The following is a 23,283-nucleotide window of genomic DNA, read 5'->3' as shown; positions in this document are numbered from 1 at the left end:
AAGGGCCTTTGTGAAAATAGGAAAATATGAGATAAAGTATCCAATAATTCAAGGTGGAATGGGTGTTGGAATAAGTTGGGATCAACTTGCAGGACATGTAAGTTTAGAAGGTGGTTTAGGAGTAATTTCCGCTGTTGGAACCGGTTATTACAAAAAATTAAGCCCCAATGTACATATTATTACAAGAAAAGATAAACCAAAAGATGTTATAAATTTTTATAGTAAAGACGCACTAAAAGAAATTTTTGCAAATGCAAGAAAAATTTGTGGAAAACTTCCACTTGCTTGTAATATTTTATATGCTATAAACGACTATGGGAGAGTAGTACGTGATGCTTGTGAAGCTGGAGCAAATATTATTATTACTGGGGCTGGTATACCTACAAATATGCCAGAATTTACAAAAGATTTTCCAAATGTAGCATTAGTCCCAATTGTTTCTAGTGCAAGAGCATTAAAACTTATTTGTAAAAAATGGCAAAGATATAATAAAATTCCTGATGCAGTAATAGTTGAAGGTCCATTAAGTGGCGGGCATCAAGGTTTTAAATATGAAGATTGTTTTAAAGAAGAATATCAACTAGAAAATATTGTTCCACCTGTAATAGAAGAAGCAAAAAACTGGGGTAATATTCCAATAATAGCAGCTGGTGGAGTTTGGGATAAAAAAGATATTGATAAATTTTTATCTTTAGGCTGTGTTGGCGTTCAAATGGCTACTAGATTTATAGGAACACATGAATGTGATGCTGATTTAAAATTTAAAGAAGTTTTAGTAAATGCAAAAGAAGAAGATATTGTTTTAATGAAATCTCCAGTTGGACTTCCAGCACGTGGAGTTAAAACAAATCTACAATTTTCAATAGAAAATCACACTGCCCCAAAGGTACAATGTATTTCAAACTGTGTTGCACCATGTAATAGAGGACATGAAGCTAAACTTGTAGGATACTGTATTGCTGATAGATTAGGAGCTGCTTATAAAGGTGATGTTGAAACTGGATTATTCTTTTCAGGTTCAAATGGTTATAAAATTGATAAAATAATATCTGTAAAAGAGTTAATGGAAAAATTGACTAAAGGAGAGTAGTTATATTACTTAGACTTTTTATTATAATAATTCTCTTTTTTAATCTATCTCTTGCTTCAAGCTTGGAAGAGCAATATAAAGAAGCAAGAATAGATTTTTTAAAGTCTTCATTAAAAAAAGATGAAGATAGGAAAATCAAAGATTTAGAGAAAATTATCAATTTAGGTAAAAAGTTAGGTAAAGATACAAGACCAGATGAAGAAAAACTAAAAGTTTTAACAAAAAGAAATGTATCCACAAATAAAAAAGTAGAAGTAAAAACTACTTCTCAAAATAATAAAACTATTCAAAATGTAAAAACACAAAAAGAAACAAATAAACCAAATATTTTATATTCTATAAAATCTGTAACTACTTCAAAGAATTCAATTATTGTTGATTTTAATGTTGATATAACAAAAGATGATATTAAATTTTTTGAACTAAAGCCATCTCCTTTGTATAGAAATGTTTTTGATATAAAAGGTTATTTTAAAGATGCTCTTGCAACAAAATTATCAATTGAAGGAGAGGAGACAATAACAATAGGACAGAATCAACCTGATATATTAAGAATAGTTGTATCAGGAAAAACTAAACCTACTACATCATATAATGTTTCAAAAAGACAATTAATAATAGAGGTAAAAAGTTCTACATCAAAAAGTAATAATACACCAAAACAAAATGTAATTAAACAACCAACTTTAGTTGATAATAACTTAGTTGATACAACAAATGCAATTAGATATATTGAAGCAAATAACAATAATATAACTATAAAATTTAATAAAAAGGTTACGCAAAAAGATATAAAATATACTCATATAAAACAAAATGGGAACTTTGAATATATTTTTGATATATCTGGGCAATATAAATATGCTAATCCAATAAAATTGACTTTAGATAGTATGGATAAAGTTGTTACAACCCAAAATACAAATAGTGTAAGATTAAGACTTATAAATAAAACTTCTGCTCAAATAAAATATAATATAGTAAATAATGAATTAGTTATTGAAGCAATTGCTACAAAATCAGAGAATAAGCAAAATAGCACACAAACTAATATAAATCAAATTCAAAATACAACTCCTAAAAATGCAAAAAATAAAATTATAGTTTTAGATGCAGGTCATGGGGGAGATGATGTAGGAGCTGTTGGACCAAATAAAAGATATGAAAAAGTTGTAAATTTAGCTGTTACAAAATATCTAGAAGCCATTTTGAAGCAAAGAGGATACAAAGTCTATCTTACAAGAACAACTGATAAATTCATAAAAGTTATGGATAGAACTGTTTTAGCAAATGAAAAGAATGCTGATCTATTTATTTCAATTCATACTAACTCTATCACAAAAGAAAAAGCTAATACTACAAGTGGGATAGAAACATTTTTCCTAAGTCCAGCAAGAAGTGAAAGAGCAAAAAGAGTTGCTGCACAAGAAAATAAATCAGATATTAGAGAGATGAATGAAAGTTCAAAAAATGTTTTCTTAGAGTCACTAAATAGACCTAGAATAACTGCTTCACATAAATTTGCAATAGATGTACAAGCTGGAATTTTGCAAGCTGCTAGATCAAAATATAAAGATGTAAAAGATTCAGGTGTAAGGGAAGGTCCATTTTGGGTTTTAGTTGGAGCACAAATGCCATCTATTTTAGTAGAGCTTGGTTATATATCACATCCTGAAGAGAGTAAAAGATTATATGAAAAAGACTATCAACAACTTTTAGCAAATGGAATTGCTAATGGTATAGACTCTTACTTTCTAAAAAATCCTTAATATTTTTTATTAAGTTTTGTTGTTTTTTCTTTATTTTTGGAAGTTTCTTTAATGAAAAGAATTTTACTTTAGTATTTTCCCAAGACAAAAACTCTTTTTTGAGTTCATCTTTATCAAAATATTTATCAATTAACTCAATATTTGAACTATTTACAAGCCAAATCCCAATATCTTTATCTTCATTTATTTGCTCAAAATATTCTTCAAAAAGTGCAATATCAACAAGAATAGAACTCTCTTCGAAAAATTCTCTTTTAGCACATTCAAAAGCACTTTCATTTCTATTTTTACTACCTTTTAAACAGCCCCATCTAGATTGACTTGCAACACCTAAACATAAAAGAATTTTTATATCTTTTTTGTCCACCAAGTATGGAACTACTCCGTAAGTTTTGACATTACCCATTTTAAAACCTAATTATCTTGAATTTTTTTAATATACAAATAAGACGATATAGCAAACCAAAGTATTAAAGGTACTATAATTGAAAGTTCAGGATTTAGTACTCCAGAACTTGTAATTTTAAATAAAAAGAAAAAGAATCCCCAGATTACTAAAGTTCCAAATACACCAAACGATACAAACTTTCCTAAATGGAAGAATCTACTATTTAAAGAGGCATAAGCAAATATCAAAAAGAGTAAAGGTATAACAAAAAATGGAGTAAATATCTGATTATAAATATTTGTTCTTATTTTTTGTGTATTTACACCTTGCTGTTCTAGCAATATCCAAGCACTTAAAGCATCAAGTAAAGAGTACTCACTTTTTGCTTCATACACATTATTTAATATTTTTGGTTGAAATCCTTCTAAAGTATGTAAAAACTTTTCACTTTTTAAAGTAAGCTTTGAATTTTCATCAATATCTTTAGGCTTTAAAATAATATTTGCATCTATAACATACCATTTATTATTTTGGAAATATGCTTTTGGAGCTATTATTGTTTCAACTATATCTTCATCTTCAACTTTATAAATATGTATATTTTCAGCTCTTTTTTCTAAAGGAAATAATTTCTGGAAATAAACAAAATACTCATTGTATTTTAAAAAAATATCACTTTTTGTACTAGTAAAATATTCATTATCTAAAATCTTTCTTTTTTGTTCATAAGAGTACGCCAATGGAGTCATTTGTAAAACTATTAATATAATAATAAAAAATGAAGATAAAAGTACAATAGGAGCAAATATATCTTTTCTTTTTGCTCCTAAAGCATAAAATGCTACAAACTCATTATTTTTTATAAATACTATTAAAGTTACTATTAACGCAAAAACAATCGAAAGTGGTAAAGCTAAAGTAAGTGTAAAAAAACCATTATAAAAAATATATAAAAGTTGTAAATTTGCAGAAGATGGTATTGATTTAAAGTTTTGTAAGAAATCTATACCGACAAAAAATACTTCCAATGACATTAATACAATAAGAAAGTTTTTTATATATTTTGTAAGTATATATTTTGTTAATGTACTCATATTTTACTTCAATGTATATTTAGATTTTACTTCATCAATATCAAACTCTTTTAAAGCATCAATTGATTTTATAATATGAGGAATAATTCTACTATAAAGTTCTTCTAATTCATCTTTAGAAAAATTACTTAAAACATAATTTGATACATCTTCTTTATCTTGTGGTTTTCCAATTCCAACTCTAATTCGTATATAGTCTTTTCCAATATGACTATCAAGTGACTTAAGCCCATTATGTCCACCATGTCCACCAGCAATTTTAAACTTTACTGTTCCAAAAGGCAAATCTAAATCATCATGAATGATAATAATATTTTCTAAATCAATTTTGTAATATTCTTTTATACTATGAACTGCAACACCTGAATTATTCATATATGTAATTGGTTTAGAAAATAGGTTATAAGCTGATTTTTGTAAATTTGATTGGAAATTTGGATTATTTATATTTGATGTATTTAGATTTTTAGTCATCTCATCGATAACTAAAAATCCAATATTGTGTCTTGTCAATTGATATTTTTCACCAATATTTCCAAGACCAACTATTAAATACATATCTAATTATTTAGCTTTAATAACACCAACAACTGGTACTCTAGGATCTAAATAACAATCTACATTTTCAGGTAATGTAATATCTCTAATTAAAATATTATCTCCTGTATCTAAATTTGTTACATCTAATGTAATATTGTTTGGTAAATTTTCAATTGCACATTTAACTGGAATTCTTCTAGTATGAAGTATTAAAAGACCTTTATTTTTAAGACCTTTTGCAATTCCTGTAGTTTTTACTGGAATTTTATAAGAAGCTCTAACTCCATTTTGTGCAACCATTAAATCAACGTGTAATAACTCTGAAGTAATAGGACATTTTTGATACTCTTGAACAACAACTTTTAAAGTGTTTTCCCCTACTTTTACATCAAAAGCTAAAGTAGATTTATTTTTTAAATATTTAATAAACTCATTTCTTTTAAATGCAGCAGAAATATTTTCTAGTCCTTTACCATAGATATTTGCAATTAAATATCCATCTTTTCTTAAAGCTTTAACAGCTGATTTTGTTATACTATCTCTTACGATACCCTCTAACATAATGATCCTTTATTTTGATTTTAAATTGAGTCGGGATTATATAAAAGCTTTACTAAATCTTTGATTAAGAGTTTTATTTATATTTTATTAATACTCTTTTTGATAAAATCTTTACTAAAATTAAAAAACAATAAGGTAAAAAATTATGGTACTACTTGATGGAAAAGCCCTATCTGCAAAAATAAAAGAAGAAGTAAAAGTTGAAGTTGAACAAATTGTTAAAGATAAAAAAATAACTCCAGGATTAGCTGTTATTTTAGTAGGAGATGATGCTGCAAGTGCAACTTATGTTGCAAGTAAAGAGAAAGCTTGTAAAGATGCTGGAATTTATTCTGTTGTTCATAAAATGCCTTCATCTATTACAGAACAAGAATTACTTGAAACTATTGAAATGATGAATAAAAATCCAAAACTTGATGGAATCTTAGTACAACTACCATTACCAAAACATATAGATACAACAACTGTTTTAGAAGCTATTAATCCACTAAAAGATGTTGATGGTTTTCATCCATACAATGTAGGAAGAATGGTTTCAAACTTAGATTCATTTTTACCAGCAACACCATTTGGTGTTATGAGAATGTTTGAAGAAAATAGTATTGAATTAAGTGGAAAAAATATTGTAGTTATTGGAAGTAGTGACATAGTTGGAAAACCTATGGCATCACTTTTAATAAATGCAAAAGCAACTGTTACAGTATGTAATAGTAGAACAAAAGATTTAAAATTTCATACACTAAATGCTGATATTGTAGTTATTGCTGTGGGAGTTCCTTATTTATTGAAAGCCGATATGGTAAAAGATGGAGCAATTGTAATTGATGTTGGTATAAATAGACTTGATACTGGAAAACTTGTTGGTGATGCAGATTTTGAAGGACTTAAAGATAAATGTTCATATTTAACTCCAGTTCCAGGTGGAGTTGGACCTATGACTATTGCAATGCTTTTAAAAAATACAATAAAAGCAGCAAATTTAAGAGAAAAAAGAGAAGCAAAATAGATGTTAAAAAAAATTTATAACTGGTCATCTTCTTGGACTGGAACAATTATAATTGTACTTGCAATTATATTCTTTATTGCTCAAGCTTTCATAATCCCAAGTGGAAGCATGAGAACTACACTTTTAGTAGGAGATATGCTTTTTGTTAAAAAATTCTCTTATGGAGTACCAACACCTACAATTCCTTGGGTTAATGTAAAAGTTCTTCCAGACTTTAATAACAACAGTCATTTAATAGAAGGTGATAGACCCAAAAGAGGAGACATTGTAGTATTTTATGCTCCACAAAAAGCTTTAAATGATGGAAGATTACCAGAAGGAACACATTTTGTAAAAAGAGCTGTTGCCGTTGGTGGAGATACAATATTTTTAAAAGATAAAAATCTATATTTACATCCAAATGAAGGAAATGAGTTTGTAAAAGAGAATTTTAGTAATTATGAAACGATTGAAATAGATGGAAAACTATTTATTGTAAATCCTTATGAAAAAGAGTTTCAAGGTATAAGAAGAAATCCAAATATAGTTAGAGGATTCTTTCATCAAGAGTTATTTGATATGCAAGCAATTACAATTCCAAATGATGAATTTTTTATGATGGGTGATAATCGTGATTATTCAAATGATTCAAGATTTTGGGGAACTGTCCCATATAAAAATATAGTTGGTAAACCTTGGTTTATATATTTTTCATGGGATAAAGATTATAAAATCAGATGGGATAGGATGTTTAAAACTATTCAAACAATACAAGATGAAACAACTTTTGATATGAATTTTAAAGAAGATAGTAAAGGAATCTACTAATGAAATATTTTATTGCTGCTGATCATGCTGGAATTGAAGTAAAAAATTTTATAAAAGAGTTATTAACAAAAAAAGGACATGAAATTGAAGATTTAGGTCCTTTTAATACTTCAAGAGTTGATTATCCTGATTATGCTTCAAAAGTTTGTACAAAAGTTTTAGAAAATAATGACTCAATGGGTATTTTAATTTGTGGTAGTGGAATTGGCATGAGTATGGCTGCAAATAAATTTGATGGGATTAGAGCAGCACTTTGTCATAATGAATACAGTGCAACAATGGCTCGTCAACATAATGATGCAAATATTTTATGTTTAGGAGAAAGAGTTAGTGGTCAAGGTATGATTGAAGCAATCATAGATTCTTGGGATAAAGCCAAATTTGAAGGTGGCAGACATACTCAAAGAGTTGATAAAATAAATGCTTTATCAAAAATGGGAAGTTGTAGAGTATAAAAAAGGATTTTATTATGAGTGATTCGCAAGTTTATTTGATTATGGCAGTTATTGTTGGTGCAATGCTTTTTGGTCATAAATTAATGTTTTTTGATAAAAAAGATAAGGACAAGAAGTGATAAATCCAAAGATTATTGATTATATATTTTCAAGTGCTTCTATTCAAAGATGGAATGATTATCCAAGAATGGTAGAACTTGTAGAACTTGATAAACAAGCTCATAAATTTGTAATCGCATATTTTATAGCAAAACTTGAAGATGGTATAAACTTCACTCATCTAATAGAAGCTGGGATTTTTGAATTTTTAAGAAGAGTTGTTGTTACAGATATAAGACCAGATGTTTTTAGAAAAGCTTTACAAAAAAAATCAAAAGAGATAAACTCTTGGGTTATTGAGAAACTTAGGTTTTCATTACAAGATATAGATAACGGAAATTTTTTACAAAAATTTGAAGAATTTTTAAATGATCCAAGTATGTATAAAAAAGAAAGATTTATACTAAAAGCTGCTTCATATTTATCTACAAAATGGGAATTCTCAATAGTTTATCAAACTAGTCAATTCTTAAATGATATTGAGGAAGTAAAAAAAAATGTAGAAGCTGAACTTGAAGATTATTATGAATTAATTGGTGTTAGAAAAATTGCACTTAATAAAAAACTTAGTAAAATTGTAGATTTAAGTGGAAGATTAAGATTCCAAAAAAGATGGGCTCAAACACCAAGGATTCCAGAAACTTCTGTTTTAGGACATATGCTAACTGTTGCAATATTTTCATATTTTTATAGTTTAAAAGTACAAGCTTGTGATAAAAGACTACAAAATAACTTTTTTACAGCACTTTTTCATGATTTACCAGAAGCTTTAACAAGAGATATTATAAGCCCAGTAAAATATAGTGTTGATGAACTATCAAATATTATTGCTGAATATGAAGTAGAAAAGATAGAAGATGATATTTTGCCTAATATTCCTGAAAGTATGCAAGAAGAATTTTCTTACATTCTAGGAATTTATAATGGAATAAAAGAAGAATTTGCAAATAAAGTGCAAATTGATGGAAAAATTCAAGAAGTTGAAGATATAAGTAAATATAACCTTGATAAATATGAAGCAATTGATGGGAAAGCTCTAAAACAGTGCGATAAGTTATCTGCTTTTGTTGAAGCTAGTTTATCAATATCTCATGGAATTAAATCAAAAGAATTAATCAATGGTAAAAAAGAAATTTTAAGAGGTTTAAATGAAATTCTAGGAGTTGATTTTAAAGCTATTGCTATGGAAATTGATCAAGAGTTTGGAAGTACTGGACAAACTCAAACTACTTTAGATTTTGATTGAGTAAAAAGAGAGCTTAAAAGCTCTCCCACTCATCATCTTTACTATTATCTTTTATAACTACTGGTTTTGTTGATTGTATTGTTGATATTTTTTTATTACTTATTATTTGTGTATTTTTTATATCTTTTCTCTGATTTCCTATATCTTTTGCTTTTACTTCATTTTTACCTAAAAAGTTTTTTTGATTTGCATCTTCAACAATCATCTTAGCAATATTATCAGTTGCTATTGCGATATCATGAGATTGACTAGCAACCATCGCATTTTGTTGTGTTTGTTGATCTAACTGATTTACTGCATCATTAATTTGTTCTATTCCTAGAAGTTGTTCTTTTGAAGCATTTTGAATATCAGATATTAAATTCATAGTATGAGAAATATTGTCATTTAATTCTTTATAGCCATCTATCATTGTTGTTGCTATATTTTTACCTTCATTTGCTTTTACTGTTGCTCTTTCCACTATATCTTTTATCTCTTTTGCTGCTTCTGCTGAACGAGATGCTAAATTTCGCACTTCTTGTGCAACTACAGCGAACCCTTTCCCTGCTTCTCCTGCTGTTGCTGCTTCTACAGCTGCATTTAAACTTAAGATATTTGTTTGGAATGCTATATTATCTATAACTCCTATGGCTTCATGTACTAAATTTACTTGTACATTTATCTCATCCATTGCCATTGTTGTTTTATTTGCTAATTCTTCACCTAAATTCGCTGATTTAGTAACATCATTAGAAAGATTTGACATTTTTGCAATACTCTCTGTATTATTTCTAATATTACTTGTTATCTCTTCTAAAGCTGCTGCTGTTTCTTCTAAAGATGCTGCTGCTTCATTTGAAGATAAATTTAATTTATCTACATTCGCTAATAAAATCATTGAACTATTATCTAAAGTTAAACCATTTGATTTATTTTCTACTAACATTTGAGTAATAGAATCTCCAAGACTATTTATACCATTTGCTAAAGCTAATAACTGCTCTTTTATACCACTTGTTGGAACTCTTTTCATATAATCATATTTTGAGTATTTTTCTAATACATCTAAAATATTTTCTATATTCGTTTCAAGTACATTACCCATATTATTTATAACATTTTTAAGTTGAGTTAAAGCCGGATTAGATACTTCAGTATTTAATCTTTGACATAAATCACCCTGTTCAAATTCACCAAGAACAGTTATTGTTTCATCAATTAGTTGTCTATCTTCTTCTATCCCTTTTTTAGTCTTAATTATATTTTCATTAACGACTTTTGACATTTCTCCAAATTCATCATTTGCACTGTCATCAAGTAATTGAGTTGTTGATGTTTCTCTATTTAAATATGCAAAAAAGCCTAATAAACCATCTTTAAATCGTTCTATTGAATTAACTACTGCATTTGATATTATTATTGAAATAATTATAAACAATATAATAGAAGATATTAAAACTGTAATAAGTACTCTTTCCATAGTATCATCTGCTTCATCTCTTAATTCTATCGCTTTTTTAGATATTTCTGCAGCTTTATCTTGTATTGAAACACCTGTTTTTGCCATATTATTTATAGAAATTGATATGTTTTTATCTTCTTCTAAAATTCCTTTTTCATAATCAGTAATTTTTACTTTTGAGTATAATAAGAATTCATTCTCATACTCATCTAATAAAGATAAAATTTCATTTGCTAGTTTTATATTATTTTTTTCAGTATAACCAGAAACTGCCTCTTTCATATTATTTTTAAGATATTTTATATCTTCAAGTACAATTTTCTCTGTTTGAGGTGTTGATGTTCTCATAAACTGTAAAACAACAAATCTTGTTCTAATAGTATCAGAGATAAATTTTTCAGAAGCTACTGAAGCAGCATTTCTAGTTTCATATATATTCATATAGTATTTATATACACTTACAATTATTCCAACTATTAATATAAATAATATAGGAAATAAAAACAATTTTTTTCTTGTGTTAAACTTATTTAACATTTTTGCGTCCTTTGTTATTTTAATTATAAAAACACTACTAATAAATGAATTAATTATTATTGTATTTTTATAATTTTAAGAAAAAAAATATTACAAGAAAATAACTGTATAAAAACTTAGGTATAGTTGTTTTATAAAGGAACTTAACTACTTAAAATTAACATAAAAAATATTTATTTTAAAAGTTATGAATTTAATACTTTTAAAATATAATTAATACTTAGATATAATAAAAACTAAAAAAAGGAAAAATATGCAAATTATTATTGGTATTGCCATTTTTATTGTAATTTTAACAGTGATAATATATAAGGTAAATGATCAATTTGAGAAAAGAGAGTTTATTATACTTTTATCAACTATTTTATTTGTAACAATAGGAACTATTTTATATGAAAAATTAAATGAAAATTATTTACCAAAAATATTTAAAGAAAGATACGAGAAAACTAAAAATCTATCAATAGAAAGTCTTAATTATGAACTATTGAATAATAAAGTTGTTAGTTCTAAAGATCAATTTATATATAAATTTACATATATAGTAAAAAAAGATGATAAAGAATTTCTGTGTACAATGAATAATGTTGAGATAAATAAAATACAAAAAGAGTTTGTATTTAAAGATTTTGCAAATTTAAAAGAAGAGTGTATTGAAAAATAACTTTTCTTTATAAATTTTACATAGGTTTAAAACTACTCTTAGTTTTACAAACTTGTGGAAAATAACACTTATCACATTCTGGTTTTACAGCTTTACAGATATATCTTCCAAATAAAACCATAGCTTGATGAAAAATATGTAAGTCTCCTTTTAATTTTTTTACTAAATCAGCTTCTGTTAAAGTTACATTTTTAGCATCACTAAGACCTAAACGATGAGAAACTCTAAAAACATGAGTATCAACAGCCATAACATTTGCACCCTCAAACTCTATCATAAATACATTTGCAGTTTTATTTCCAACACCTGCGAGTTTCATCAACTCTTTTTGCTCATGAGGTATTTCTCCATCATAATCCATTATTACACTTTGTGCCATTTTTATAATATTTTTTGCTTTATTATTAAAAAAAGAACAAGAGTTTATGATCTTTTTAACATCATCTAAATTTGCAACAGCTAATTCTTTTACACTAGGATATTTTTCAAATAGTGCTGGAGTTATAATATTAACTCTCTTATCTGTACATTGAGCAGATAGAATAATAGCTATTAAAAGTTCATAGTCATTTTTATAATTTAGTTCAGTTACAGCATCACTATAATGTTCTAAAAAGGCTTGTTTTATTATTTCTATTTCTTGTTTCGTTGCTTTTTTCATATTAAATTCTCAACTATTAAATATCTTTTATTTTTGCTATTTCATCTCTTAATCTTATAGCTTCTTCAAAATTCAAATCACTTGCTGCTTTCTTCATCTGTTTATTTAACTCAACTAATATTTTTTTTCTCTCACTTGCTGGCATTTTTTCAAGCCTTTGTTTTTTTAATGCCACAGTATCATACTCTTCAAGCTTTAAATTTTCATCTAGCTTTCTTGTAGTTGATTTTGGAGTAATATTATGAAGTTTATTATGTTCTTCTTGTAGTTTTCTTCTTCTATTTGTTTCATCAATAGCAAATTGCATAGAGGCTGTTATTTTCTGAGCGAAAAGAATAACTCTTCCATTTTCATTTCTTGCAGCTCTTCCTATTGTTTGTATAAGAGAAGTTTTACTTCTTAAAAACCCTTCTTTATCTGCATCAAGTATTGCAACAAGAGAAGTTTCTGGAATATCAAGCCCTTCTCTAAGTAAATTTATCCCAATTAATACATCAAAAGTTCCAAGTCTTAACTCTCTTATTATTTGATTCCTTTCAATTGCATCAATTTCAGAGTGCATATATTTTACTTTTATTCCTAAATCTGCATAGTAACTAGCTAATTCTTCTGCCATTTTTTTGGTTAAAACAGTAACTAAAACTCTCTCATTTTTAGCAATTGTTTTTTTAATCTCATCATGAAGTTTTTCTACTTGAAATTGACTATCCATAATTTCAATAACAGGGTCAAGAAGTCCTGTAGGTCTTATAATTTGCTCCGCTACAACAGAACTTAATTCTAATTCTAATTCATTTGGTGTTGCACTTACAAAAACATAATGAGGTGCTTTATTTATAAACTCTTCAAATTTTAGTGGTCTATTATCAAGTGCAGATGGTAATCTAAACCCATATTCAACTAAAACCTCTTTTCTACTTCTATCAGCTACATGCATTCCACGAAATTGAGGTAAAGATACATGAGATTCATCAACAACAAGTAAAAATTCCTTACCCATTTGTTCAAAATAATCCAATAATGAATATGGAGTTTCACCAGGTTTTAAACCTGTTAAATGTCGTGCATAATTTTCTATTCCTTTACACATCCCAGTACCTTCAATCATTTCTAAATCAAATTCAACTCTTTGTTTTAATCTTTGATACTCTACTAACTTATTTTCTTTTTGAAAGAATGCTAATCTATCTTCTAATTCTTCTTCTATTTGTTTTACAGCTTTACTTAAATTATCTTGTGTTACAACGAAAGGATTAACTGAATAGATAATCACTTCATTTAAGTCTTTTATTTTTGTATTAGTTAAATATTCATGTTTAGTAATACTTTCAACCTCATCACCAAAGAATTCAACTCTTATAAATTCATCTTCAAAATATGCAGGAAAAATATCTATAACATCACCATTTACTCTAAAATCTGCTCTATCAAAAAATTTATCATTTCTTTTATAACCCATCTCAATTAATTTTAATAAAAAAGATTTTTGTGAATATTCAAATCCGACTTCAATTCTTTGAACCATTGCTTTATACTCAGTTGGATTTCCAAGTCCATAGTTTGCTGAAACAGAAGCTATAACTATAACATCATCAAATGATAAAAGTGATGCTGTTGCACTAAGCCTTAATCTTTCTAACTCATCATTTATTGAACTATCTTTTTCAATAAACAAATCACTTCTTGGAATATAAGCTTCAGGTTGGTAATAATCATAATATGAAATAAAATACTCAACATGATTATTGGGAAAGAATTGTTTAAATTCACTATAAAGTTGAGCTGCTAAAGTTTTATTATGAGTCATAATAAGTGTTGGTTTTTGAACCTTTTCTATAACTTTTGCAATAGTATAAGTTTTTCCACTTCCAGTAACACCTAATAATGTATTATATTGATTTCCTTGTAATATCGAACTACTTAAATATTCTATTGCATTTGGCTGATCTCCACTTGGACTATAATCACTTACTACTTTGAATTCTGGCAAATTTTATTCCTTATTTTTCTTCTATAAATTGATTATCTTTAAATCTTATAAAACTTTTTTGACAACATAAAGATGGTACATTTATATACTCTTTATTTTCAAAATTAAAACTACTTCCTTGATGATAGTGTCCTTCAATGATAATATTACTATTATAATTTTTCAATCTTTTTTTAGCAATCTTTTCAAAATTTGAGATTTTATGACAAATATTTTTTTTTAGTAATACTTGTTCAATTTTTTTTGATATAAAAAATTTTATATCTATAAAATTTAAGAACCAAAGTAAAAAACTATTCCTTATAATTTTACAAAATAATTCATACTTCCAATTTATAAAATTATCCCCATGAGATAAGGCTATAATATTGTTTTTATATTTTATGAAAAAAGGTTGGTCTTCTCTTTTTATTACTTTAATATTAGGAAATAGTTTTTGTAAGTTAAAATCATGATTACCTTCTAAATATATAATCTCTTTTTTTAAAGATAACTGATTCAATCTATCTATAACTTCATAATTTTGTTCTACGAAATACTTTGATTCAACAGATAAAAAATCAAAATTATCTCCCATTAAAAAAATTTGAGAAGTAAAAAAATCATCTTTTTCAATTCTTTCTAGTAAGTATAAAAACTCTTGATTTTTTTTATTGTAGTGAGAATCGGCTATAAATATAGCCTCTTCTTTTAAACTTGTGTTCAATTTATAGCTCTAACTCTTTATAATATACTTTTAAAACTTCAAAAGTTTTAGTTCCTCCAGGTAAGCTTGCACTAAATTCATCACCTTCAACTTTTCCCATAAGTTGCTTTGCTAAAGGAGAGTTAAAAGAGATAAATCCTTTTTCTACATTTGATTCAACACCACCAACTATAGTATAAGTAAATTCTTCATCACTATCTACATCAACAAGATTAATCGTAGATCCAAAACTCACTCTATCATGTGGTAATACAGATGGATCAACAATAACAGCTTTTGATATTGTATCACTCAATTCAGCTATTTGAACATCTATTAATTTTAATTTTTCTTTTGCTGAGTGATACTCTGCATTTTCTTTTAAATCGCCTAATTGCCTAGCTTCATCTAGTGCTATTACCGTTTCTGGTCGTTCAACACTTTTTAAAAAATCCAAATCTTGAGTAACTTTATTGTACCCCGCAAGTGTCATTGGCTCTTTATCCATAACCTCTCCAATAAATATTTTTGTGATATAATACCGAAAAATTAGTAAAGAAGATTTAAATATGCAATATGATAGAACATTAAAGCTTTTTGGGGATGAAGCATTTGAAAAATTTCAAAATACTAAAATAATACTTTTTGGTGTTGGTGGAATAGGAAGTTTTGCACTTGATGCACTTTATAATACTGGAATTACAGATATTACAATAGTTGATTTTGATAAATATGAACCTTCAAATATGAATAGACAATTAGGAAGCCATGGCAATATAGGAAGAGTAAAAGTTGAAGTTTTAAAAGAAAAGTATCCAAAAGTAACACCTATTTGTGTAAAAGTAACACCTGAATGGATTGATAACTTTGATTTTTCTCCGTATGATTATATTTTAGATGCAATTGATGATGTAACACCAAAAGTTCACTTAATAAAAAAACATTTTACAAAAATAATTAGTACAAGTGGAGGAGCAAAAAGAATAGATGCAACAAAACTTGAATATAAATCAATTTGGGAAACTTATAACGATAAATTTATTAAAAAAGTAAGAGAAGAGTTAAAAAAACAAGGATTTAAAAAGAAGTTTAAAGTGATTTTTTCATCAGAAGTTCCTTTATGTGTTGAAAAAGGTAGTTTTGAAGGAGTAACGGCTTCTTTTGGCTTGATGATGGCTTCAATTACAGTACAAAAAATAGTTAAAAAATTAAATTTGGTTAAAGATAGTCAAAGTTAAAAATATATATAATAATTTACTTTACACAAAAAAGGATTTACATGAGCGGTATTGGTGGTAGTGTTGAACAAATGACACAAGGACATTTACGAAATGTTCAGCAATTAGCAGTATTTTACACTGGTCATAATAATATTTACGCAATAAACATTGCAAAAGTAAAAGCTTTTATAATAACTGAAGAAGTTGTGATTAATGACACTCCTAAAGATACAAATATTATATCAGGAATTGCAACAATCAGAGGGGAACCTGTAACTTTAGTTAATCTTGATGCTTGGCTTGGTCTTAAACCTCTTGAAACAAGTGAATATAAGCTTATAATTTTTTGTGAATTTAACCACAAAAAAATAGGTTTTTTAGTAAAAGATATGCTTGATATTGTTGAAAAAACTACTCAAGAATTAAGAAATACAGAAGAAACAAACTCAAAAATTACTTATACAACTTATGTAAAAGTTAATAATAAAGATGAGCTATGTACAGTATTTAATGCAGAGCAACTTTTAAGAGATATTCACTGGACAAATGATGGAGAAGATGATGTTAAAAAATATGTTGAATCTAAAATCAATTCTTCTAAAAAAATCTTAGCAGCTGAAGATTCAGCAGTAGCAAGAGAAGTTTTAACAAAATTTTTTCAAGAAGCTGGTGCTAACTTTGAAATATACCAAAATGGGGGATTACTATTAAGTAGATTAGAAGAGCTAAGCCCAGAAGAAATAGGACTTGTTGTAACAGATATTGAAATGCCAGGAACTGATGGATATCAAGTTGCCTCTTTTATAAAAAATAGTAACAAATATTCTCATGTTCCAGTAATTGTGAACTCATCTATGACAACAGATGCTGTAAAAGGGAAAATGGATAGAATAGGAATAGATGGATTTGTAGGTAAAACTGATATCTCAACTTTATATAATCTAACAAAAAAATTTCTTAATTAAGTAAAAGCTATAAAATTTAGCTTTTACTATTTTCAAATACTTTCAAGCCAATTTTTAATATTTTCTATTTGAACTTCAGTCTGTTTTGTTGATGTTCCTCCATAAGAGTTTCTACTATTCATAGAATTTTTCAAATCCAAATATGAAACTATTTCTTCATCAATATTTTCTAATTCTTTTGATGAGTTTCTAATCTCTTCTATATTTAATTGACTTATATCTTTATTTAAACTATTTGCTTTTTCTACTACTTCTTTTGTAAGGTAATAAGCTGTACGAAATGGCATATTTTGTTTTTGAACTAAATAATCTGCTAAATCTGTTGCTGTTAAATGACCTATTTTACAAGCAGTTTCCATATTTTCAACATTAACAATCATAGTTTTAATAACTTCATTTAAAATGCTAAGTGATATTTCAATAGTAGAAACAGAATCAAAAACTCCTTCTTTATCTTCTTGTGTATCTTTATTATAAGCTAATGGTAATGATTTCATAACAGTTAATAAAGAGATTAGATTTCCATAAACACGACCTGTTTTCCCTCTAAGTAATTCTGGAACATCAGGATTTTTCTTTTGTGGCATAATAGAACTTGTTGTTGCATACTCATCACTCATTCTTACAAATCTAAACTCATAAGATGACCATAAAATTAGTTCTTCAGAAATTCTACTAATATGCATCATTGTTGTAGCAATATTAAATAAAATTTCTAAAGCGAAATCTCTATTTGAAACACTATCCATTGCATTTGAAGTTGGAGCAGTGAAACCTAAAAATTCAGATGTTTTAAATCTATCAATTTTATGTGGAGTTCCAGCAAGTGCAGCACTTCCAAGTGGAGAGTAATTGTTTCTTTCATAAGAAGAAGCAAATCTTTCAAAATCTCTTTTAAACATATTTGCATAAGCCATAATATGATAACCAAAATTTATAGGTTGCGCATGTTGTAAATGAGTCATTCCTGGCATTAAAGTTGTTGTATGTTTTGAAGCAATGTTTGTTAAAGTTAATATTAATTCTTTTATTTGATTTTGAATAGATTTTGTTTTTTCTTGAACATAAAGAGTAAAATCTGTACAAACTTGATCATTTCTACTTCTTGCTGTATGTAGTTTCTTTCCTGCATCTCCTACAATTTCAGTTAATCTATTTTCAACTGCCATATGTATATCTTCATATTCAAGTGAAAATTTAAAATCACCTTTTTCAATCTCATCTTTTACTTTTAACAATCCTTCTTCTATTACTTTTTGTTCATCAATATTTATAATACCTTGTAAAGCTAACATTTTAGAGTGAGCTATTGAACCTTTGATATCTTGTGAATATAGTTCTTTATCAAACATTATTGAAGCATTAAACTCATCTAATAACTTTGCATTAGTATTTTTTAAAATCTGATTATTTTCTTTTGACATTTAGTTTTTCCTATAAAATTATTAAGTTTATATTATAACATAAGTGGTATAATAGTTGATTATATAAATTTTTGAGAATAATATAAAATGAAAAATATAAAAGAAATTACAAAAAATACTTTATCTAGTTTAAAAGATAAAAAACTTCCAACAACACCTGAAAATTATTTTTTAGAGTTTGTAGCCCAAGCAAAAGTCTTTAATAATCAATTTGACGATATAAAAATAATAAATGATGCGCTAAAGAATTTAACAAATGATGAAAAAAAAGTATTAGATGGGGAATCAATATTCCAAATTATAAAAATTTTATCAAAAAGAGCTACAAATGAAGAATTAAAATCTTTAATAAGTACATTTAGTGATTTATTAGCACCTTCTGTTAATTTCGAATTAAAAGAAGAGATTGAAGATTTTATTTTATCATGCTTTAGAAATCCAAAAAATATAACTTCAAAAGAATCTATAAAAAAGATTAAAGAATTTGCACATAAAAGAGTAGAAGCAGATAGAAGAGTTTTAAAAGAGAAAACAAATGATATTATAAAACTAACATCTTTGATTAGTAGATACTATGATAAAACACTTTCAGATAGTGATAGTTCAAATGAAGAAATAAAAAGAATAAAAGAAGATTTAGTAAAATTAGATATTTCAGATTACTCTAAAAGAGAGCTTATTCTTGTTCAGAAAAAATTAATTGATACAATCTATAAATTAGAAAATTCTTTATCAGAAAATAATAAAGCTTTAGCTTCAAGTATTGATAAATTTAAACTTTTGCAAAAACAAATAGAAGAGTTAGAAAAAGAATTAAAAGTTGCTAAAGAAGAATACCTTTTTGACTTTTTAACTGGTATTTTAAATAGAAGAGCTTATGATAATGAAGCAAAAAAAATGGAAAAACAATATTTTATTTTTGATACAAATTTTGCTATTGTATTTTTTGATATAGACCATTTTAAAAGAATAAATGATAGTTTTGGTCATATTTGTGGAGATGAAATATTAAAATCATTTGCTACTATTTTAAAAGATCTTACAAGAAAAGAAGATGTTGTTGCAAGATATGGTGGAGAGGAATTTGTTGCTTTAGTTAATTTTAGAGATAGAATAGAAATTAAAAGGTACATAAAAAGAGTAAAAAACGCTTTTTTAAATAGTACCTTCATATATAAAGATAATAAGATAAATATAACTTTCTCTGCAGGAGTTACTTTTAGAAGTAATTATAATTCAATAGGAGAAGCTCAATTAAAAGCTGATGAATTACTTTATCAAGCAAAAAAATCTGGTAGAAATATGACTATTTTTGATTCAGGAGATATAGTTTAAACTATATCTCTTAAGACCATAACTGCAATTTTGGTAAATTTGCAACAGCTTTTAAAATATCAGTTTTAGATACAATCCCTACTAAAATATCATTTTCATCAACAATAGGTATAGCATCAATTTTTAAATCCAACATTACTTTAACAACATGTCTTACATCTGATTCAGGGTCTGCTGTTAGAACTTCTGGTAAATAAACATCTTCTATTTTTCTTTTTAATACAGATTCTATATCATCTATATTATTCATTATTAAAGTTAGAATAATTTTTTTATTTATAATTCCAATAATTTTTTTACCAAAAGCTGTTATTGGAATTTGAGAAACACCTTTATCTTTTATAAATTCATATAATTCTGCAATAGTGAAATTTGTAGTAGCATACATAACATCTTTTGTCATAATATCTTTTATTTTATAAACTGGTTCTAAGTTATCTAAAGATGCAATTTTTTTATAAGAATTTAAAAATTCATTTTTTTGATTTTTATTTAGTTCACTAGAAAAATCTTGAATCAATCCCTCTTTAGGTTCAAATCTAACACTTTCTGCTTCATCAATATTTTTTAATTCATATAAATTATCTGTTGTACTTCTAAAGCCTACTGTTCCATTATTGTAAATAGCAAACATAAAAATAACCTCTCTTTATTTTACCTATTGTACCAAAATAATTTCAAAAAACTATTTTTTATATAGGTAAAACTCTTAAATCAACAAATACTTTATCTTGTAAAATTGATTCTATAGCATAAAGGGTTCCCATACTTCCTGAACTACATCCACTACATGCACCTAAATACCTAATATATAAATCATAGTGTGGTTTTGAATCAACCAAATCTAAAATTTCCATATTTCCACCGTCCATAACAAGCATTGGTCGTACATCTTCATCTAAAACTTCATCAATAAGTTTTAATTTTTCTTCTTTTGATAAACTTTCAAAATCTATTTGACTTCTCTCTTGAGCTTTTTCTTTTTGTTCATCTATCTCTTTTCTAGTATATTCTAAAATATCACTTAGATAAATCTCTTTTTCTTCTAAACCACCCTCTTTTTGACATGATTTACAGAAAATTCCTGCTTTTGTAATTTCTCCTATATCTTCAATAGTTTTTAAATCAAATTGCTTTATGGCAATTTTAATATCTTCTAAATTAACTCTTGCACACTCACAAACTAAGTAATCATCATCAAAAGAGCTAACATCAAATTCTTCATTAGATAATGCAATTTTTTTAATAACTACAAAATTCAAAGTCTTATCATATAATTCTTGGATATTCATTGCAGGCATTTCTGGTCTATCTCTCAAGGCAAATTCTACATCTGTTTTTGTAATTTTTGAAGCTTTTTCAACTGTTTTTCCAATACATAATTCTGTCATCATATCATTCAAAGCTATTATAATACCACTACCAAAAGATTGAAATTTTGCATCCATAATAATATTGCTTTGTTTATCAACAGCCCAATAAAGTCTTATACTATCTCCAGCATTTGATTCATAATCTGCAATTAATAATTTTAAATTGAACTCTTTTGCTTTCTCTTTTGTAATTACACCTAAATTTTTGGGTTCATCAATTCTTTCTAAAATTTTATTTGAATATTCATTTTGACTATTTTCTTTCATTAAACTTCCATTATATAATAAATTTTTTCTGTATTTTATTCAATATAGGATAAATTTTATCTTAATTATAAACTTCGTAAGAATAGGACTTATACTAATATTTGCATAGCAATAAAATCGCTTTATTTAGATTTATGCCTTTACATTATATACTTATTTTGATATTATTCAAACAGGATAAATTCTGTCCTATTTAAAAATCAAATAAATTTTACGGAGAAGTCATGAGTGATAATCAACAAATACATGACATTTTAAACAAAGATTATAAACTGGGATTTGAAACTTTAGTTCAAAGTGATACATTCGAAAAAGGTTTAAATGAAGATGTTATACGGGCGATAAGTGCAAAAAAAGAAGAACCACAATGGCTTTTAGACTTTAGATTAAAAGCTTATAAAAAATGGTTAACTATGGAAGAGCCTACTTGGACAAATCTTAAATTCCCAAAAATAGATTACCAAGATTATGCATACTTTTCAGCACCTAAAAGAGCTTTAAATTCTTTAGATGAAGTTGATCCAGAGATTTTAAAAACTTATGAAAAACTAGGGATTCCACTAGAAGAACAAAAAATGTTAGCTGGAGTTGCAGTAGATGCTGTATTTGACTCTGTTTCAGTAAAAACAACTTATCAAGAAGAGCTTGAAAAATTAGGAATTATATTTTGCTCTATAAGTGAAGCAGCGCATAGATTTCCAGATTTAGTGAAAACATATTTAGCAAGTGCAGTTCCAGTTTCAGACAACTATTTTGCATGTTTAAATAGTGCAGTTTTTACAGATGGAAGTTTTGTATATATTCCACCAAATACTAGATGCCCAATGGAATTATCAACTTATTTTAGAATAAATGCTTTAAATACAGGTCAATTTGAAAGAACACTAATAATATGTGATGAAGGAAGCTATGTTTCATATAATGAAGGCTGTTCTGCTCCTTCAAGAGATGAAAGACAGCTACATGCAGCAGTTGTTGAATTATGTGCATTAAAAAATGGACATATAAAGTACTCTACTATTCAAAATTGGTTTCCTGGTGATGAAGAAGGAAAAGGTGGAATTTTAAACTTTGTAACAAAAAGAGGATTATGTAAAGGAGAAAACTCTAAAATCTCTTGGACACAAGTTGAAACTGGTTCTTCAATTACTTGGAAATATCCATCTTGTGTACTACAAGGAGATAATAGTGTAGGAGAATTTTACTCTGTTGCTATTACTTCAAAAGCTCAGCAAGCTGATACTGGTACAAAAATGATACATCTAGGTAAAAATACAAAATCAACGATTATCTCAAAAGGTATTTCAGCTATGAAAGGTGTAAATGCTTATAGAGGATTAGTACGAGTTGGAAAAAATGCAGACAATGCTAGAAATATATCTGAATGTGATTCACTTTTAATAGGACACAAATGTCAAGCACATACTTATCCTTATCATGAGATAAGAAATAGTAGTGCAAATATAGAGCATGAAGCAACAACATCAAAAATATCTGATGAACAACTATTTTACTTAAACCAAAGAGGGATTGATGAAGAAGATGCAATAGCCATGATTGTAAATGGTTTTTGTAAAGAAGTTTTAAAAGAGTTACCAATGGAGTTTGCAGCAGAAGCAAAAGAGTTATTAAATATTTCATTAGAAGGAAGTGTAGGTTAATT

Annotated in this window: 22 protein-coding genes and 1 pseudogene; 11 read left to right on the top strand and 12 right to left on the bottom strand. The window is 26.7% G+C overall.

Annotated features, from left to right (window positions below):
- The first annotated feature begins 10 nt into the window (after positions 1–10).
- Together ALANTH_RS03290 and ALANTH_RS03285 are read left to right on the top strand one after the other, a co-directional pair.
- Positions 11–1,090, top strand: coding sequence for a nitronate monooxygenase (locus ALANTH_RS03290; RefSeq protein WP_026803427.1), 1,080 nt, complete (start codon positions 11–13; stop codon positions 1,088–1,090).
- A gap of 62 nt (positions 1,091–1,152) precedes the next feature.
- Positions 1,153–2,859 carry an N-acetylmuramoyl-L-alanine amidase family protein gene (locus ALANTH_RS03285; RefSeq protein WP_172658489.1) on the top strand — a complete coding sequence of 569 codons (1,707 nt, stop codon included), beginning with the start codon at positions 1,153–1,155 and terminating at the stop codon, positions 2,857–2,859.
- On the opposite strand, the gene ALANTH_RS03280 is transcribed toward ALANTH_RS03285, so the two are convergent.
- Genes ALANTH_RS03280 through ALANTH_RS03265 form a run of 4 tightly spaced genes read right to left on the bottom strand, consistent with a single transcriptional unit; the run spans position 2,822 to position 5,442 of the window.
- Positions 2,822–3,265, bottom strand: coding sequence for an NUDIX hydrolase (locus ALANTH_RS03280; protein ID WP_026803426.1), 444 nt, complete (start codon positions 3,263–3,265; stop codon positions 2,822–2,824). The genes ALANTH_RS03285 and ALANTH_RS03280 overlap by 38 nt on opposite strands.
- Before the next feature lie 8 nt (positions 3,266–3,273).
- Entirely contained in the window at positions 3,274–4,341 is a 1,068-nt protein-coding gene (locus ALANTH_RS03275) for an LptF/LptG family permease (RefSeq protein ID WP_026807486.1), read from the bottom strand.
- Between the two features lie 3 nt (positions 4,342–4,344).
- Entirely contained in the window at positions 4,345–4,899 is a 555-nt protein-coding gene (pth, locus tag ALANTH_RS03270) for an aminoacyl-tRNA hydrolase (protein WP_026803424.1), read from the bottom strand.
- Positions 4,900–4,905: 6 nt separating this feature from the next.
- Positions 4,906–5,442 (bottom strand): 50S ribosomal protein L25/general stress protein Ctc, encoded by a 537-nt coding sequence (locus ALANTH_RS03265; RefSeq protein ID WP_026803423.1) that lies wholly within the window; start codon positions 5,440–5,442, stop codon positions 4,906–4,908.
- 145 nt (positions 5,443–5,587) lie between these two features.
- Between ALANTH_RS03265 and folD the strand changes: the two genes are divergently transcribed.
- The 4 genes from folD (at position 5,588) to ALANTH_RS03245 (ending at position 9,055) form a co-directional block, all read left to right on the top strand.
- Entirely contained in the window at positions 5,588–6,448 is an 861-nt protein-coding gene (gene folD, locus ALANTH_RS03260) for a bifunctional methylenetetrahydrofolate dehydrogenase/methenyltetrahydrofolate cyclohydrolase FolD (RefSeq protein ID WP_026807485.1), read from the top strand.
- Positions 6,449–7,255: a signal peptidase I gene (gene lepB, locus ALANTH_RS03255; protein ID WP_026807484.1), complete on the top strand. Its 807-nt coding sequence runs from the start codon at positions 6,449–6,451 to the stop codon at positions 7,253–7,255. It abuts the gene before it with no gap.
- Positions 7,255–7,710, top strand: coding sequence for a ribose 5-phosphate isomerase B (gene rpiB / locus ALANTH_RS03250; protein ID WP_026807483.1), 456 nt, complete (start codon positions 7,255–7,257; stop codon positions 7,708–7,710). Before lepB ends, rpiB begins: the two co-directional genes overlap by 1 nt.
- 115 nt (positions 7,711–7,825) lie before the next feature.
- Positions 7,826–9,055, top strand: a complete 1,230-nt coding sequence (locus tag ALANTH_RS03245; protein WP_026807482.1) for an HD domain-containing protein — start codon at positions 7,826–7,828, stop codon at positions 9,053–9,055.
- A gap of 13 nt (positions 9,056–9,068) precedes the next feature.
- Here the strand turns inward: ALANTH_RS03245 and ALANTH_RS11550 are convergent.
- Positions 9,069–10,097, bottom strand: a pseudogene (locus tag ALANTH_RS11550) (methyl-accepting chemotaxis protein); the annotation flags it as partial.
- Between the two features lie 1,192 nt (positions 10,098–11,289).
- On the opposite strand from ALANTH_RS11550, the gene ALANTH_RS03235 reads away from it, so the two are divergent.
- On the top strand, positions 11,290–11,700 hold the full coding sequence (locus tag ALANTH_RS03235) for a hypothetical protein (protein WP_026807480.1): 411 nt from the start codon (positions 11,290–11,292) through the stop codon (positions 11,698–11,700).
- Between the two features lie 16 nt (positions 11,701–11,716).
- Here ALANTH_RS03235 and nth read toward each other — a convergent pair whose 3' ends face one another.
- Genes nth through greA form a run of 4 tightly spaced genes read right to left on the bottom strand, consistent with a single transcriptional unit; the run spans position 11,717 to position 15,544 of the window.
- A complete protein-coding gene (gene nth, locus ALANTH_RS03230; RefSeq protein WP_026803416.1) occupies positions 11,717–12,361 on the bottom strand; it encodes an endonuclease III in 645 nt (214 codons plus the stop codon).
- A gap of 16 nt (positions 12,362–12,377) precedes the next feature.
- A complete protein-coding gene (gene uvrB / locus ALANTH_RS03225) occupies positions 12,378–14,351 on the bottom strand; it encodes an excinuclease ABC subunit UvrB (protein WP_026807479.1) in 1,974 nt (657 codons plus the stop codon).
- A 10-nt stretch (positions 14,352–14,361) separates the two neighbouring features.
- Complete coding sequence (locus tag ALANTH_RS03220; RefSeq protein ID WP_026807478.1) at positions 14,362–15,057, bottom strand: UDP-2,3-diacylglucosamine diphosphatase; 696 nt, start codon at positions 15,055–15,057, stop codon at positions 14,362–14,364.
- A 1-nt stretch (position 15,058) separates the two neighbouring features.
- Positions 15,059–15,544 (bottom strand): transcription elongation factor GreA, encoded by a 486-nt coding sequence (gene greA, locus ALANTH_RS03215; RefSeq protein ID WP_026803413.1) that lies wholly within the window; start codon positions 15,542–15,544, stop codon positions 15,059–15,061.
- Between the two features lie 61 nt (positions 15,545–15,605).
- On the opposite strand from greA, the gene ALANTH_RS03210 reads away from it, so the two are divergent.
- Entirely contained in the window at positions 15,606–16,274 is a 669-nt protein-coding gene (locus tag ALANTH_RS03210; protein ID WP_026807477.1) for a ThiF family adenylyltransferase, read from the top strand.
- Between the two features lie 41 nt (positions 16,275–16,315).
- Positions 16,316–17,221, top strand: a complete 906-nt coding sequence (locus ALANTH_RS03205) for a chemotaxis protein CheV (RefSeq protein WP_026803411.1) — start codon at positions 16,316–16,318, stop codon at positions 17,219–17,221.
- 32 nt (positions 17,222–17,253) lie between these two features.
- On the opposite strand, the gene argH is transcribed toward ALANTH_RS03205, so the two are convergent.
- Positions 17,254–18,645: an argininosuccinate lyase gene (gene argH, locus ALANTH_RS03200; RefSeq protein WP_026807476.1), complete on the bottom strand. Its 1,392-nt coding sequence runs from the start codon at positions 18,643–18,645 to the stop codon at positions 17,254–17,256.
- Between the two features lie 87 nt (positions 18,646–18,732).
- Between argH and ALANTH_RS03195 the strand changes: the two genes are divergently transcribed.
- On the top strand, positions 18,733–19,980 hold the full coding sequence (locus ALANTH_RS03195; protein WP_026803409.1) for a GGDEF domain-containing protein: 1,248 nt from the start codon (positions 18,733–18,735) through the stop codon (positions 19,978–19,980).
- Between the two features lie 10 nt (positions 19,981–19,990).
- On the opposite strand, the gene ALANTH_RS03190 is transcribed toward ALANTH_RS03195, so the two are convergent.
- On the bottom strand, positions 19,991–20,614 hold the full coding sequence (locus ALANTH_RS03190; RefSeq protein WP_026803408.1) for a CBS domain-containing protein: 624 nt from the start codon (positions 20,612–20,614) through the stop codon (positions 19,991–19,993).
- A 58-nt stretch (positions 20,615–20,672) separates the two neighbouring features.
- Positions 20,673–21,620 (bottom strand): iron-sulfur cluster assembly scaffold protein NifU, encoded by a 948-nt coding sequence (locus tag ALANTH_RS03185; protein ID WP_026807475.1) that lies wholly within the window; start codon positions 21,618–21,620, stop codon positions 20,673–20,675.
- Positions 21,621–21,844: 224 nt separating this feature from the next.
- Here ALANTH_RS03185 and sufB point away from each other — a divergent pair, with 224 nt between their 5' ends.
- Entirely contained in the window at positions 21,845–23,281 is a 1,437-nt protein-coding gene (gene sufB / locus ALANTH_RS03180) for a Fe-S cluster assembly protein SufB (protein WP_026807474.1), read from the top strand.
- The last annotated feature ends 2 nt before the right edge of the window (positions 23,282–23,283 follow it).

Origin of the sequence: Aliarcobacter lanthieri (genome assembly GCF_013201625.1) — a bacterium.
GTDB lineage: Bacteria > Campylobacterota > Campylobacteria > Campylobacterales > Arcobacteraceae > Aliarcobacter > Aliarcobacter lanthieri.
The sequence above is the reverse complement of the archived record's forward strand: the minus strand, read 5'-3'. Positions and strand labels throughout refer to the sequence as shown.

Excerpts from the sequence above, each read along its gene's own strand:
- ALANTH_RS03280 (WP_026803426.1), bottom strand. The coding sequence starts at position 3,265 with ATGGGTAATGTCAAAACTTACGGAGTAGTTCCATACTTGGTGGACAAA.
- ALANTH_RS03275 (WP_026807486.1), bottom strand. The coding sequence starts at position 4,341 with ATGAGTACATTAACAAAATATATACTTACAAAATATATAAAAAACTTT.
- pth (WP_026803424.1), bottom strand. The coding sequence starts at position 4,899 with ATGTATTTAATAGTTGGTCTTGGAAATATTGGTGAAAAATATCAATTG.
- ALANTH_RS03265 (WP_026803423.1), bottom strand. The coding sequence starts at position 5,442 with ATGTTAGAGGGTATCGTAAGAGATAGTATAACAAAATCAGCTGTTAAA.
- folD (WP_026807485.1), top strand. The coding sequence starts at position 5,588 with ATGGTACTACTTGATGGAAAAGCCCTATCTGCAAAAATAAAAGAAGAA.
- lepB (WP_026807484.1), top strand. The coding sequence starts at position 6,449 with ATGTTAAAAAAAATTTATAACTGGTCATCTTCTTGGACTGGAACAATT.
- rpiB (WP_026807483.1), top strand. The coding sequence starts at position 7,255 with ATGAAATATTTTATTGCTGCTGATCATGCTGGAATTGAAGTAAAAAAT.
- ALANTH_RS03235 (WP_026807480.1), top strand. The coding sequence starts at position 11,290 with ATGCAAATTATTATTGGTATTGCCATTTTTATTGTAATTTTAACAGTG.
- nth (WP_026803416.1), bottom strand. The coding sequence starts at position 12,361 with ATGAAAAAAGCAACGAAACAAGAAATAGAAATAATAAAACAAGCCTTT.
- greA (WP_026803413.1), bottom strand. The coding sequence starts at position 15,544 with ATGGATAAAGAGCCAATGACACTTGCGGGGTACAATAAAGTTACTCAA.
- ALANTH_RS03210 (WP_026807477.1), top strand. The coding sequence starts at position 15,606 with ATGCAATATGATAGAACATTAAAGCTTTTTGGGGATGAAGCATTTGAA.
- ALANTH_RS03205 (WP_026803411.1), top strand. The coding sequence starts at position 16,316 with ATGAGCGGTATTGGTGGTAGTGTTGAACAAATGACACAAGGACATTTA.
- argH (WP_026807476.1), bottom strand. The coding sequence starts at position 18,645 with ATGTCAAAAGAAAATAATCAGATTTTAAAAAATACTAATGCAAAGTTA.
- ALANTH_RS03195 (WP_026803409.1), top strand. The coding sequence starts at position 18,733 with ATGAAAAATATAAAAGAAATTACAAAAAATACTTTATCTAGTTTAAAA.
- ALANTH_RS03190 (WP_026803408.1), bottom strand. The coding sequence starts at position 20,614 with ATGTTTGCTATTTACAATAATGGAACAGTAGGCTTTAGAAGTACAACA.
- ALANTH_RS03185 (WP_026807475.1), bottom strand. The coding sequence starts at position 21,620 with ATGAAAGAAAATAGTCAAAATGAATATTCAAATAAAATTTTAGAAAGA.
- sufB (WP_026807474.1), top strand. The coding sequence starts at position 21,845 with ATGAGTGATAATCAACAAATACATGACATTTTAAACAAAGATTATAAA.